This window comes from Solirubrobacter deserti (genome assembly GCF_027587175.1).
GTDB classification, from domain to species: domain Bacteria; phylum Actinomycetota; class Thermoleophilia; order Solirubrobacterales; family Solirubrobacteraceae; genus Solirubrobacter; species Solirubrobacter deserti.
Window position 1 is genome coordinate 13,913 of sequence record NZ_JAPCID010000022.1, and the last position, 12,064, is coordinate 25,976.

Consider the following 12,064-nt stretch of genomic DNA (forward strand, 5'->3'; position numbering starts at 1 on the left):
CGGTCAGGCTGCGTCCGCTTCCCGAGGAACTCCGACCTCGTTGGTAGGCTTTACGGGCGATGATCTTCACCACGAAGGCCGAATACGGGGTGCGGATGCTGATCCAGCTCGGCCGCCAGGGCACCGGTCACCCGGTCTCCCTGAAGGCGATCGCCGAGGCGGAGAACCTTCCCCTGGCGTACTGCGAGCGGATCGCTGCGCTCCTGAAGAAGCACGGCCTCGTGGTATCCACCCGCGGCGCCCACGGCGGCTACGTGCTCGCCAAGCCCGCGGAGGAGATCACGATGGACCAGGCGGTGTACGCGCTCGAGGGCGCGATCGCACCGATGGACTGCTTCCTCGACGACCACGACGGGCGTGTCCAGTGCTCCCACGGCACTGACGGCGGCGCCTGCGCGACCAAGCTGTTGTGGACGCGGGTGCAGATGGGCGTCATCCGCTCGCTGCAGAAGACGACGCTGGCCGAGCTGATCGAGTTCGACTCGCGCCCCGGCGTCGGCGCTCCGAGCGCCGCCGCACCCGCGATCACCGTGACGACTCACTAAGGACCACATGGGCGAGCTCCAGATCAAGAACCTGCACGTTTCCGCCGGCGAGAAGCAGATCCTCAAGGGGGTCGACCTGCACGTCCGCCCGGGTGAGTTCCGCGCGCTGATGGGCCCGAACGGCTCCGGCAAGTCCACGCTCGCGAACGTGATCATGGGCCACCCGAACCTCGAGGTGACCGAGGGCCAGATCCTCTTCAACGGTGAGGACATCACGGAGGCCGACCCGGACGAGCGCGCCCGCGCGGGCCTGTTCATGGCCTTCCAGTACCCGGTCGCGATCCCGGGCGTGACCGTCGCCAAGTACCTGCGCATGGTCGTCAACGCGCACCGCGAGGGCCGCGGCGAGCCGGCGATCTCGCTCAAGGACTTCCGCAAGACGGTCGAGGCCGCGATGCAGCTGACGAACGTCCCGAAGGAGTTCTCGAGCCGCTACCTCAACGACGGCTTCTCCGGCGGCGAGAAGAAGCGCATGGAGATGCTCCAGCTCGCGCTCACACAGCCGTCGCTGGCGGTGCTCGACGAGACGGACTCCGGCCTGGACATCGACGCGCTCAACACGGTCGCCAACGCGGTCAACTCCATCTCGCAGGACAGCGACATGGGCGTGCTCATCATCACGCACTACCAGCGGATCCTGCACATCGTCAAGCCGCAGTTCGTGCACATCATGTTCGAGGGGCGGATCGTCAAGGAGGGTGGCCCGGAGCTCGTCGAGCTGCTCGAGCAGAAGGGCTACGGCTGGATCCGCGACGAAGTCGCGGCGGCGGCATGAGCCTCGCGGTCCCGACCTCGGCCGAGTTCCCCGTCCTCGCGCGCGAGGGGCTCGTCTACCTGGACACGGCGGCGACCTCGCAGACGGTCCGGCCGGCGCTCGAGGCGATGGACCGCTACTACGAGACCTACCGGGCCTCGATCCACCGCGGCGTGTACCCGATCGCCGCGGAGGCGACCGAGGCCTACGAGGTCGCCCGCCGGCAGGTCGCGGAGTTCGTCAACTCCACCCCCGGCGAGACGGTCTTCACGCGCAACGCGACCGAGGCGATCAACCTCGTCGCGTACTCGTGGGGCCGCGCGAACGTCGGCCCGGACGATCTGGTGCTCATCTCGCAGATGGAGCACCACTCCAACCTCGTCCCGTGGCAGCTGCTCGGCTGCCGGCTCGCCTACATCCCGATGCTCGAAGACGGGACGCTGGACCTCGACGAGTACGACCGCCTGCTGGAGCGCTCGCCCAAGCTTGTCGCGGTCACGCACGTGTCCAACGTCGTCGGCACGATCAACCCGATCGCCGAGATCACGCGCCGCGCCCACGCCGGGGGCGCGCTGGTGCTGGCCGACGGCGCGCAGGCCGTCCCCTCGCTGCCGGTGGACGTCGCCGAGCTCGACGTCGACTTCTACGCCTGGACGGGCCACAAGGCCTACGGGCCGACGGGCATCGGCGTCCTGCACGGCAAGCGTGAGCTGCTGGAGGCGATGCCGCCGTTCCTCGGCGGCGGGCACATGATCACCCGGGTCGGCGACTTCGAGTCCCAGTGGGCTGAGCCGCCCGCCAAGTTCGAGGCGGGCACGATGCCGGTGGCGGAGGCGATCGGCCTCGGCGCCGCCGTCGAGTGGCTGTCCGGCATCGGGATGGAGAACGTACGCGAGCACGGCCGCGACGTGACCGCCTACGCGCTCGAGCGGCTGTCCGAGGTGCCCGGTCTCACGATCCACGGCTCGCTCGACCCCGACGTGCGCGGCGCGCTCGTCACCTTCGTGCTCGACTACGCGCACCCGCACGACGTGGCCGAGATCCTCGGCCGCCAGGGCGTGTGCGTGCGCGCCGGCCACCACTGCGCGCAGGTGCTGATGCGCCGGCTCGGCTCACCCGCTTCCACCCGTGCCTCGTTCGCGGTGCACGCCACGCGCGAGGACGTCGACCGCATGGTCGACGCCCTCGGCCAGGTTCACGACATCTTCGGCTAAAGGATCATGGACGACCTCTATCGCGAGCAGATCCTCGAGCACTACAAGCGCCCGCATCACTGGGGTGAGCTCGAGGACCCGGACATGGAGTTCTTCGACACCAATCCGCTCTGCGGGGACGAGCTGAAGGTGCAGATCAAGGTCGCCGACGGCAAGGTCGACGACGTGGCCTTCTCGGGCCACGGCTGCGCGATCTCCCAGGCCGCGGCCTCGATGACCTCCGACGAGCTGATCGGGATGCCGGTGGAGCAGCTGCTCGAGCTCGACCGTGAGTTCGTGCTCGACCTGCTCGGCATTGACATCTCGGCGACGCGCATGAAGTGCGCGCTGCTGTCGCTGAAGGTCATCAAGTCCGCGGGCCTAGGCCACGCGGCGGCGTGGGAAGCGGCTTAGCCGCGGCCGCGGTTCTGCTGCTTGGGCATCGCGCGTGACATCGGCTTGAGGGCCGGTCGCGGCGCGCGCTTGGGCGGCAGCATCGGGCGCTTCGTCACCGGCTTCTTGGCCGAAGGATGACGTTGCATATGGAGACGCTCCTGTGAAGAGATTCCGGACTGTGGGACTACCAGGCGGTGAAGGAGTGCGTCATCAGATGATCATGGCCGAGAGGCTACGTGCCTGGTCACAGGTGCGCAGTGCGGCTGCCCGTACAGTGGCCTGTATGAAGCTGATCCCGCTCGTGCTGCTGTGCTGCTTCGCTCTCGTCGCCTGCGGAGGGGAGGACGAGCCGTCCGCGCCGGCGGCCGAGAACACGCCGGCGGCCACGGCGAAAGCCGAGGAGACGCAGGCGGCCGGCGGCGGCGACGCGGGCGGCGAGGACGCCCTGCGCGCGATGTTCGACGACTACACCAAGGCGCTCGGCGCGCGCGACTGGGGCGCGGCGTGCTCGCATCTGGCGCCGGAGACGACGGAGAAGCTCAAGAGCAACGTCGCGCAGCTGGGCATGACCGACGCGCCGGACGACTGCGAGGGCCTGATGGACACGCTCTACACGCAGATCGACAAGGACCCGACGGCCAAGAAGACGATCGACGACATCACGCAGACCGCGAAGGTGTCCGACGTCAAGATCACCGGCGACCAGGCGTCCGTCAGCTGGAGCGCGAAGGTGAACGGCGTGGACACGCCCGTCACGCAGACGGCACGCATAATCGACGGCGAGTGGAAGCTGATCGACGTGAACTAGAGCTCGCCGCGACCCGGGAGATCCTCGAGGTCCTCGGGCGCTGCGCGTTCGAGCTCGAGCCCGTCTTCGAGACGGTGCTCGGGCAGGCCGTGCGCCTGTGCCGCGCGGACGCGGGCCTGATCTACGTGCTCGACGGCGACGCGTACCGGGTCGAGGTCGCGCTCGGCGCGTCGCAGGAGTACCGCGACTACATCGCCGGCGTGCCGATCGAGGCGGGCTCCGGGACGCTGGTGGGACGGGTCGGCGCCGAGCGCCGCACGGTGCAGATCCTCGACGCGCCCGCGGACCCGAAGTACACGATGTCGCGCGCGCTCGAGCTCGGCGGCTTCCGCACGATGCTCGGCGTGCCGATGCTCGACGGCGAGCGGGTGCTGGGCGTGATCGTGCTCTGGCGCGAGCTCAAGCAGCCGTTCGACGAGCCGACCGTCGAGCTGGTGACGACGTTCGCGGCACAGGGCGCGATCGCGATCCAGAACGTGCAGACCGCGCGCGAGCTGGAGGTCGCGAGCGGCCACAAGTCCGCGTTCCTGGCGTCCATGTCGCACGAGCTGCGCACGCCGCTGAACGCCGTGATCGGCTTCTCGGACGTGCTGCTGGAGGAGATGTTCGGGCCGCTGAACGAGCGCCAGGCCGAGTACGTGCGCGACATCCGTGACTCCGGCCGGCACCTGCTCGAGCTCATCAACGAGATCCTGGACCTGAGCAAGGTCGAGGCGGGGCGGATGGAGCTCGAGCCGTCCGCGGTGTCATTGCCGGAGCTCCTGGACGGCGGCATGGCGCTGGTGCGCGAGCGGGCGGCGCGCCAGGCGCTGACCGTGACGCTGGATGTGGGCGAGGAGGTGGGGCTCGTGTGGGGCGACGCGGTCAAGCTCAAGCAGGTGGTGGTGAACCTGCTCACCAACGCGGTCAAGTTCACGCCGTCGGGCGGGTCGGTGGCGGTCACGGCGTCGCTGGAGGGCGGGGAGGTCGTGGTGCTGGTGCGCGACAGCGGGGTCGGGATCGCGGAGACCGACCAGGAGCGCATCTTCGAGGCCTTCCAGCGCGGCGACCGGCGCGTCTCGACCGAGGGCACCGGGCTCGGGCTGACGCTGTCCAAGCGCTTCGTCGAGCTGCACGGCGGGCGCATCTGGGTGGACAGCGCGGTCGGCGTGGGGAGCACGTTCGGGTTCGCGATCCCGGTGGGCGCGCCGTGAAGGTGCTCGTCGTCGAGGACAACGAGCGCAACGCGAAGCTCGGGCGCGACGTGCTCTCCTACGCGGGCCACGAGGTCGTGGTGGCCGGGTTGCTCGCGGACCAGATCGAGGCGCTGCGCGCGTGATCCTCGTCGTCGACGACCTGCCGCAGAACGTGCGGCTGCTGGAGGCCGTGCTGGCGCCGCGCGGATACGAGGTCGTGTCGGCGGCCTCCGGGGAGGAGGCGCTCGAGCGCCTGGACGGCGTGGACCTCGTCCTGCTCGACGTCGTCATGCCGGGGCTGGACGGCTACGAGGTCTGCCGCCGCATCCGCGCCGACCCGGACACCGCGTTCCTGCCCGTGGTGATGATCACGGCGAGCGGCGAGCAGGAGAAGAAGCGCGCGCTGGACGCGGGTGCCGACGACTTCCTGACCAAGCCGTTCGACCACGCCGAGCTGCTCGCGCGCGTGCGGTCGCTCGTGCGCCTGAAGCGCTACCACGACGAGGTCGACCGCTACACGGCCGGCCTGCGCCGCTTCCTGCCGCCCGAGGTGGCCGAGCTGGTGAAGGCCGACCCGGCGTTGCTGGAGAGCCACCGGCGCGAGGTCGCGGTGCTCGTCTGCGGCCTGCACGGCTTCCCGGCCTTCGCCGAGACCGCGGCGCCCGAGGACGTGATGGACGTGCTGGGCGAGTACCACGCCGCGCTCGGCGACGTGATCGACGCGTTCTCGGCCACGCTCTCGCGCATCGCGGGCGACGTCGTGACCGTCGTGCTCAACGACCCGGTGCCGTGCGAGGACGTCGCGGGCACCGCGGTGCGGTTGTCGCTGGCGTTGCGCGACCGCGTGTGGGAGCTGGGCGAGCGCTGGACGCGGCTCGGCTTCGAGCTCTCCCCGGCGCTCGGCGTCGCGCTCGGCCACGCCACGATCGGCCGCATCGGCTCCGACCGCCGCTGGCAGTACGCCCCGGTCGGCCCCGCGCCGCTGCTCGCCGAACGCCTCGCCGAGGCGGCCGGCGCCGGCGAGGTCCTGATCTCCCAGCGCGTCGAGGCGGGCACCGAGGCGGTCACCTCGCCGCTCACCCTCCAGCTGCGCGGCTTCACGCGCCCCGTCGCCGCCTACGACCTGCTCGGAACCTAACCGCCGCCGCCGCAGCCTCCTCCGCCGCAGCCGCCTCCGCCGCCGTCGGAGCTGCTGCCGCCGTCACCGCCGAGGAAGCCGCCCATCCACCAGCCGCCGCTGTCGCTGCTGCTGGAGCTGCTCGAGGCGGAGCGGCGGCGCTTGCGGAACTCCGGAGGACGGGAGAAGCTCTCGCGCATGCGTCGTAGCTCGACGTCGGAGTAGACGTTGCCGCCCGCCCAGCCCGTGTCCTCGTCGGCGGTGAAGAGGACCATCGGGATCTGGTGGCGGTCGACGATGTCGAGCGTGGTCGGGATCAGGCTGCTCGCGGCGACGGTCATCGTCGACTCCGGCGTGTGGTGCAGGTAATGGCCGAAGGCGCGCTCGCAGAACTCGGTGTACTCGCGGGTGCGCAGGATGAACTCGTGCCAGGCGACGTCCACGACCTCGGACGGCATGCCGATCATGCGCCCCTCGGCGTGCAGGCAGGCCAGGAACCAGGCGTCGAGGCCCTTGAGGGCGCGCAGGGCGGTGGCGCGGTCGCCGAGCTTGTCCTCGAGCTTGGCGACGAAGTCGGGCGCGTACTCGTACTGCTCGATGAACTTGCGCCGGCGGTTGCGGGTGTAGGTCTTCATGGGGCGCAGCTTCGAGGTCGCGCGCCCCGCTGGCCAGCCGCCCTAGGTGGTGTGTTTCCCACCTCCTCGCCGCCGCGCCCGCGCGAGTTGCGCGGCGAGCTCGGCGACGCGCTGTGGCTTGCCGGGCTGGTCGTCGACCCGGGCCGCGCGCAGCCTTGCCTCGATCCGCTCGGGCGAGTCGGCGTCGAGCGCGAACGCGGGCAGCGCGGTCACGTCCGAGGACGCCGCCGCGGCGACCGCCGCGGCGCCCAGCGCGGCGCCGGTCTCGTAGCGCTCCGCCGGATCCTTCGCGAGCGCCCGCGCGAGCACGGCCTCGAAGCCCGGCACCGCCGGGGGCGGCTCGGACAGGTGCGCCCACAGCTTCGGCTCGGTGCCCTCGAGGTCGAACACCGGCCGGCCGGTCAGCGCGACGTACAGCAGGCAGCCGAGCGAGTACAGGTCGGCGGCGGGCCCGTCGCCGGCGCCGCGGATGCGCTCCGGCGCGAGGTAGTCGAGCGTGCCGACGATCTCGCCCGTGCGGGTCAGCTCGCTGCCATGGTCGAGGCCCTTCACGAGGCCGAAGTCGGTCAGGTAGGCGTGGTCGGACACAGTGACCATCACGTTGGCGGCCTTCACGTCGCGGTGGACGAGCCGCCGCTCGTGCGCGGCGTCCAGCGCCGCGCCGACCTGCGCGACGATCGCCGCCGCCCGCGCCGCCGGCAGCGGCGCCAGCGACCGCAGGTCCGAGCCGACGACCAGCCGCATCGACAGCCACAGCACGCCCTCGCCGGTCTCGCCCGCCCCGAACACCGGCAGCACGTTGGGGTGATCGAGCGAGGCCGCCATCCGCGACTCGGCCACGAAGCGCTCGCGGAAGCCCTCCTCGGACGCCCGCTCGGGCGCGACCACCTTCAGCGCGACGGTGCGCCCGAGCGCCTCCTCGACCGCCTCGTAGACCACGCCCATCCCGCCGCGACCGACCTCGCGGACGATGCGGTAGCCCGGGATCACCGCCCGCCCACGGCGCGCGCCGCCGCGCCCGCGCCCACCCGCTCGGCCTCGGCCGCGAACGCCGCCTCCATCGCCGGCATCGTTCCGGCGCTCACGCGGTCGACGAGGGCGTTGTCGAGCAGCCCGCGCACGGCCATGAGGGCGTGCAGGAACGGCGGGTACGCGACGGCCCGCGAGCGGCGCTCGATCCCGCGCACGGTGCGCGCGACGGCGGGCTCGAGCGGCCACGTCTTCGCCAGCGGCCCCGGCAGCCGCGACCGCGACCCGGCGAAGATCGGCGAGTTGTCGCTGCCCGCGACCATCGGCGTGTTCAGGAACAGGTAGTAGGCGACGCCGACGCCCACGCCGTGCGTGCGCAGCTCGGTGCGCAGCACGCGCCCGAGCGCCTCCACACCCGCCTTGGACATCGAGTACGCGCCCAGGCCGGCCGGCGCGAACACGGCGGCGGCGGAGGAGACCAGCAGGACGTAGCCGCGGCGCTCGAGCACGTGCGGAAGTGCCGCCCGGGTCGTCCGCCACACGCCGAGCAGGTTGATGTCGAGCGTCTCCTCGACCGTCTCCGGGCCGACCAGCCGCAAGGGTCCGCCCGTTGCCACCCCCGCGTTGGCGACCGCCACGTCGAGCCCGCCGCAGCGCGCGGCCAGGTCGTCGATGGCGGCCGTCAGCGCCTCGCCGTCGCGCACGTCGGCCACCGCGGTCTCGGCTCCGGGCAAGCCCGCGGACACCGCTTGCAGCGCTTGGCGATCGACGTCGATCAGCGCCGGCCGCATGCCGCGGGCGGCCAGCTGCCGCGCCAGCTCGGCGCCGATGCCCGAGGCCGCGCCGGTGATCAGAGCGACCCGCCCGGAGAGGTTCCACACCATGATCCGAACAACGCTAACGTTCGGCCGCGATGAGCACGCCGTCGGACGACGATCCTCCCTACAAGCCGCCGCAATGGCAGCAGCCGGAGCAGCAGCCTTCCGAGCAGGGTGGCTGGCAGAGCTCGTGGCAGCAACCCCAGGAGAAGCCGCAGCAGCAGGGCGGCTGGCAGAGCCAGTGGCAGCAGCCGCAGGAGAACCAGTGGCAGCAGCAGCCGCAGCAGAACCAGTGGCAGCAGCAGCAGACGCCGCAGTGGGGCGGCTACCAGCCCGCTCCGCCCACGCCCGGCAACGCGATCGCGTCGCTGATCCTCGGCATCGTGAGCATCGTCCTGTGCCCGATCATCCCCGGGGTGGTCGGCCTCGTCCTCGGCTACAGCGCCAAGCGTGAGATCGACGCGTCGGGCGGCCGCCTCGGCGGGCGTGGCGTCGCGATGGGCGGGATCATCACGAGCTGGATCGGCCTCGCCATCTGGGGCCTGCTGATCGCGTTCTGGGTGATCGCTATCGCCGCCTCCGCGTAGCGGATGAGCGGCACCGACGACGAGCAGCCGCCGCAGGCTCCACCCCCGTGGCAGACGACGCCGCCGCAGTGGGCGCCTCCGCCCGGGCCGCCGCCGGCGGAAGGGGCGCCGCCCGCGGAAGGCGCGCCGCCGGCGGAAGGGGCGCCGCCCGCGGAAGGCGCGCCGCCGGCGTGGCAGCGGCCGGCACCGCCCCCTCCGCTCGGCTCGGCGCCGGTTCCCCAGTGGCAGCCGCCGGCCGGCTCGTACTGGACGCAGTCGAAGGCCTGGCAGCCCCCGCCGCCGACGCCGGGCAGCGCCACCGCGGCGCTCATCCTCGGGATCACGGCGGTGCTGGTGTTCCCGCTCGCGTTCCCGCTCGCGCTCGGGTTCGGCATCCGGGCCAAGCGCCGGATCGACGCGTCCGAGGGCACGCTGGGCGGCCGCGGGCAGGCCAAGTGGGGCATCGCGCTGGGCTGGGCCGGAGCCGTGCTGACGCTGGTCGCCGTCGCGATGGTCGCCGGCTACCTCGCTACGGACTGATCGTGGCGCGCTCGGCCAGCGCCCACGTCCAGCCGGCGCCGCCGAGCAGCAGCACCAGCAGCCACACGCGCACCGGCGTGCGCATCAGCGGCTCCACGACCCGCACGCGCGTCGCGAGCACGAAGACGCCCGCGAGCACCAGGACCAGCGCCACCAGGACCCAGAAGCCGTTGTAGCTGAGGAAGCCCGAGTCGCCCCGCGCGGCCCACGCGAACGCGCGGGTGCCGCCGCACAGCGGGCACGGCAGGCCCGTGATCGACCGGAAGGGGCACGGCGGGATCAGCGAGGTGCCATCGCGCGGGACCAGGGCGCCGACCGCGAACGGCACGCAGCCGAGCGCCAGCAGCATGGCTCCTTCGCGTCGTGCGCCTGTCACTGCGACTTGACTTTAGTCCGCAGGGCCGGAGAAGGTTCCTGCAATGCGCTGCGCCGTCACCGTCCTCCTCACGCTGCTGCTCCTCGCTGCCCCCGCCCGCGCCCAGGTCTTCGGGCCGCCCGAAGGCAAGGTCTTCACGGGCCTGACGGGCTCGAACTCGGTCGACAAGTTCGCCGGGGAGGTGGGCAAGCGCCCGGCGGTGTTCGGCTTTTTCACCTACTGGAACCAGGGCAACGAGTACACGTTCCGCTACGCCGAGAAGGCCGGCGCGCGGCTCATGCTGCACATCTCCACCGCGCAGAACTACGGCGTCAAGGAGGAGATCTCGCCGCGCGGGATCGCGCGCGGGCAGGGCGACGAGTACCTGCTGGCGCTCAACGCGCGCATCGCCGAGGAGGGCGAGCCGGTCTACGTGCGGCTGATGGCCGAGATGAACCAGACCAACAACGCCTACTGCGCGTTCAACAAGGACGGCTCCTCGCGTGGCGCGTCCCACAGCACGAGCGCGTTCAAGGCGGCGTGGCGCCGATCGGCCCTGATCCTGCGTGGCGGGCCGCTGGACGCCATCAACGCCAAGCTGCGCAAGCTCAGGCTGCCCGAGGTGCGCAGCGCTGAGGAAAGCCTGCCGGAGCCGCAGGTGAGCCTGCTGTGGGTGCCGCAGACCGAGGGGACGCCGAACATCCCCGCGAACCTGCCTTCCGCCTACTGGCCGGGCGAGGAGTACGTGGACTGGGTCGGCACCGACTTCTACAGCCGCTTCCCGGCCTTCGCCAAGCTCGAGCGCTTCTACGCGGCCTACCCAGGCAAGCCGTTCGTGTTCGGCGAGTGGGCGATGTGGGGCGCCGACAACCCGGGGTTCGTCAAGCAGCTCTTCAGCTGGGTCAACACCCACAAGCGGGTGAAGATGATGCTCTACAACCAGGGCGCGAACCCGAACGGGCCGTTCCGGCTCAACTCCCACCCGAAAGCGCGGGCCGAGCTCAGGAAGGCGCTCCGTAATCCGCGTTTTCTGGCTACTGTGGGCGGCGGATGAGCTGGCAGCCGCCTCCGTACCCACCGCCTCAGCAGCAGAGCAACGCGGCCGTCGTGTCGCTCGTGCTCGGCATCTGCGGCCTGGTGGTGTGCCCGCTGGTCTGCTCGGTCGCGGCGCTCGTCTACGCGAGCAAGGCCTTCACGGAGATCGACAGCTCCGGCGGGCGCCTCACAGGACGCGACCTGGCCAAGGCGGGGCAGGTGCTCGGCTGGGTGGGCGTCGCCCTGTGCGTGCTCGGCCTGCTGTTCGTCGTCGGCGTCATCGGCCTGGGCGAGGCGCTCAACGACGACTCGTACGAGTACGAGCCAGTGCCCGAGTACCAGGTGGACTAGGCCGCCAGGTTCAAACGCTCGCCGGACGCGGCCGCGACGAGCGCCTCGAACAGCCGCGGGTGCGGCTGGCCGACGCGGTCCAGCGTCTCGGCGTGCCACTGCACGCCGAGCACGAGCCGGTCCGCGCCCGGGTCCTCGATCCCCTCGACGGTCCCGTCCGGCGCCCAGGCGACGGCGCGTAGCCCGCGGCCGAGGCGGTCGGCGGCCTGGTGGTGGAAGGAGTTCACGTGCGGCTCGGTCGTGCCCAGGATCGCGGCCAGGCGCGAGCCGGGCTCGATGCGCACGGTGTGCGTCTCCTCCCAGCCCGGGGCGGTCTGACGATGGTCGATCGAGTGGTCCGTGACGGCCGGCAGGTGCTGGTGCAGCGTGCCGCCGCGTGCGACGTTGAGTGCCTGCGCCCCGCGGCAGATCCCGAAGATGGGTAGGCCCATGGCATCGGCCACGCGCGCGACCTCCAGCTCGAAGACGTCGAGCGTCGGCTCCGTCGGCCCGAGCTCGGGCGCCGGCTTGGCGCCGTAGGCCGCCGGATCAAGGTCCGGCCCGCCGCTCAGGCACACGCCCTGCAGACAGCCCAGCAGCCGCGGCACCGCCTCGATCCCGAGTGGCGGGAGCACGACCGGGACGGCGCCCGCGCGGGCGAGCGCGCGCACGTACGGCATGCCCAGCGCCATCTCGTGCTGGGGCGGCTCGCCCTCCGGCAGCGGTCGCGTCCGCTCCGCGCGCCGTACCTCGGACGTGGTCACGCCCACCAATGGCCTGGACTGCATCCGCCAAAAATTACCCACACGGCCGATGGATAGAATCCCT

At 71.8% G+C, this 12,064-nt stretch carries 18 protein-coding genes; 12 read left to right on the forward strand and 6 right to left on the reverse strand.

All coding sequences use genetic code 11. From position 1 onward, the window contains the following. Nucleotides 1–59 precede the first annotated feature (59 nt). Genes OJ962_RS16610 through sufU form a run of 4 tightly spaced genes read left to right on the forward strand, consistent with a single transcriptional unit; the run spans nt 60 to nt 2,906 of the window. Nucleotides 60–545 (forward strand): RrF2 family transcriptional regulator, encoded by a 486-nt coding sequence (locus OJ962_RS16610; RefSeq protein ID WP_202956663.1) that lies wholly within the window; start codon nt 60–62, stop codon nt 543–545. A 7-nt stretch (nt 546–552) separates the two neighbouring features. Continuing rightward, entirely contained in the window at nt 553–1,320 is a 768-nt protein-coding gene (gene sufC, locus OJ962_RS16615) for a Fe-S cluster assembly ATPase SufC (RefSeq protein ID WP_202956664.1), read from the forward strand. After that, nucleotides 1,317–2,513 (forward strand): SufS family cysteine desulfurase, encoded by a 1,197-nt coding sequence (locus tag OJ962_RS16620; protein WP_202956665.1) that lies wholly within the window; start codon nt 1,317–1,319, stop codon nt 2,511–2,513. The genes sufC and OJ962_RS16620 overlap by 4 nt, the downstream gene beginning before the upstream one ends. A gap of 6 nt (nt 2,514–2,519) precedes the next feature. Continuing rightward, nucleotides 2,520–2,906 carry a Fe-S cluster assembly sulfur transfer protein SufU gene (sufU, locus tag OJ962_RS16625; RefSeq protein WP_202956666.1) on the forward strand — a complete coding sequence of 129 codons (387 nt, stop codon included), beginning with the start codon at nt 2,520–2,522 and terminating at the stop codon, nt 2,904–2,906. Here the strand turns inward: sufU and OJ962_RS16630 are convergent. Continuing rightward, complete coding sequence (locus OJ962_RS16630; RefSeq protein ID WP_255526106.1) at nt 2,903–3,034, reverse strand: hypothetical protein; 132 nt, start codon at nt 3,032–3,034, stop codon at nt 2,903–2,905. The genes sufU and OJ962_RS16630 overlap by 4 nt on opposite strands. 137 nt (nt 3,035–3,171) lie before the next feature. Between OJ962_RS16630 and OJ962_RS16635 the strand changes: the two genes are divergently transcribed. Genes OJ962_RS16635 through OJ962_RS16650 form a run of 4 tightly spaced genes read left to right on the forward strand, consistent with a single transcriptional unit; the run spans nt 3,172 to nt 6,009 of the window. Next, the gene (locus OJ962_RS16635; RefSeq protein WP_202956667.1) at nt 3,172–3,696 is read left to right on the forward strand and encodes a hypothetical protein; all 525 of its coding nucleotides are present in this window, start codon (nt 3,172–3,174) and stop codon (nt 3,694–3,696) included. Then, entirely contained in the window at nt 3,672–4,889 is a 1,218-nt protein-coding gene (locus tag OJ962_RS16640; RefSeq protein WP_202956668.1) for a GAF domain-containing sensor histidine kinase, read from the forward strand. Before OJ962_RS16635 ends, OJ962_RS16640 begins: the two co-directional genes overlap by 25 nt. Beyond that, a complete protein-coding gene (locus tag OJ962_RS16645; RefSeq protein WP_255526107.1) occupies nt 4,886–5,014 on the forward strand; it encodes a response regulator in 129 nt (42 codons plus the stop codon). Before OJ962_RS16640 ends, OJ962_RS16645 begins: the two co-directional genes overlap by 4 nt. Next, nucleotides 5,011–6,009 (forward strand): adenylate/guanylate cyclase domain-containing response regulator, encoded by a 999-nt coding sequence (locus tag OJ962_RS16650; protein WP_202956669.1) that lies wholly within the window; start codon nt 5,011–5,013, stop codon nt 6,007–6,009. The genes OJ962_RS16645 and OJ962_RS16650 overlap by 4 nt, the downstream gene beginning before the upstream one ends. Here OJ962_RS16650 and OJ962_RS16655 read toward each other — a convergent pair. From OJ962_RS16655 to OJ962_RS16665, 3 genes are read right to left on the reverse strand one after another with little or no spacing between them, the layout of a single operon-like run. Further along, nucleotides 6,006–6,623, reverse strand: coding sequence for a glycine-rich domain-containing protein (locus OJ962_RS16655; protein WP_202956670.1), 618 nt, complete (start codon nt 6,621–6,623; stop codon nt 6,006–6,008). The two genes, OJ962_RS16650 and OJ962_RS16655, sit on opposite strands and share 4 nt — an antisense overlap. Nucleotides 6,624–6,665: 42 nt before the next feature. Next, complete coding sequence (locus OJ962_RS16660) at nt 6,666–7,613, reverse strand: serine/threonine-protein kinase (RefSeq protein ID WP_202956671.1); 948 nt, start codon at nt 7,611–7,613, stop codon at nt 6,666–6,668. Beyond that, nucleotides 7,610–8,476: a short-chain dehydrogenase/reductase gene (locus tag OJ962_RS16665; protein ID WP_202956672.1), complete on the reverse strand. Its 867-nt coding sequence runs from the start codon at nt 8,474–8,476 to the stop codon at nt 7,610–7,612. Before OJ962_RS16665 ends, OJ962_RS16660 begins: the two co-directional genes overlap by 4 nt. A gap of 29 nt (nt 8,477–8,505) precedes the next feature. Between OJ962_RS16665 and OJ962_RS16670 the strand changes: the two genes are divergently transcribed. Then, entirely contained in the window at nt 8,506–8,997 is a 492-nt protein-coding gene (locus OJ962_RS16670; RefSeq protein WP_202956673.1) for a DUF4190 domain-containing protein, read from the forward strand. A gap of 3 nt (nt 8,998–9,000) precedes the next feature. Further along, nucleotides 9,001–9,516: a DUF4190 domain-containing protein gene (locus tag OJ962_RS16675; protein WP_202956674.1), complete on the forward strand. Its 516-nt coding sequence runs from the start codon at nt 9,001–9,003 to the stop codon at nt 9,514–9,516. On the opposite strand, the gene OJ962_RS16680 is transcribed toward OJ962_RS16675, so the two are convergent. Then, complete coding sequence (locus OJ962_RS16680) at nt 9,506–9,865, reverse strand: DUF2752 domain-containing protein (protein ID WP_202956675.1); 360 nt, start codon at nt 9,863–9,865, stop codon at nt 9,506–9,508. The genes OJ962_RS16675 and OJ962_RS16680 overlap by 11 nt on opposite strands. 70 nt (nt 9,866–9,935) lie before the next feature. Here OJ962_RS16680 and OJ962_RS16685 point away from each other — a divergent pair, with 70 nt between their 5' ends. Further along, nucleotides 9,936–10,925, forward strand: a complete 990-nt coding sequence (locus OJ962_RS16685) for a glycoside hydrolase family 26 protein (RefSeq protein ID WP_202956676.1) — start codon at nt 9,936–9,938, stop codon at nt 10,923–10,925. Beyond that, the gene (locus OJ962_RS16690; RefSeq protein WP_202956677.1) at nt 10,922–11,257 is read left to right on the forward strand and encodes a DUF4190 domain-containing protein; all 336 of its coding nucleotides are present in this window, start codon (nt 10,922–10,924) and stop codon (nt 11,255–11,257) included. The genes OJ962_RS16685 and OJ962_RS16690 overlap by 4 nt, the downstream gene beginning before the upstream one ends. Here the strand turns inward: OJ962_RS16690 and OJ962_RS16695 are convergent. Beyond that, on the reverse strand, nt 11,254–12,024 hold the full coding sequence (locus OJ962_RS16695) for a gamma-glutamyl-gamma-aminobutyrate hydrolase family protein (protein WP_270006487.1): 771 nt from the start codon (nt 12,022–12,024) through the stop codon (nt 11,254–11,256). The two genes, OJ962_RS16690 and OJ962_RS16695, sit on opposite strands and share 4 nt — an antisense overlap. Between the last annotated feature and the right edge of the window lie 40 nt (nt 12,025–12,064).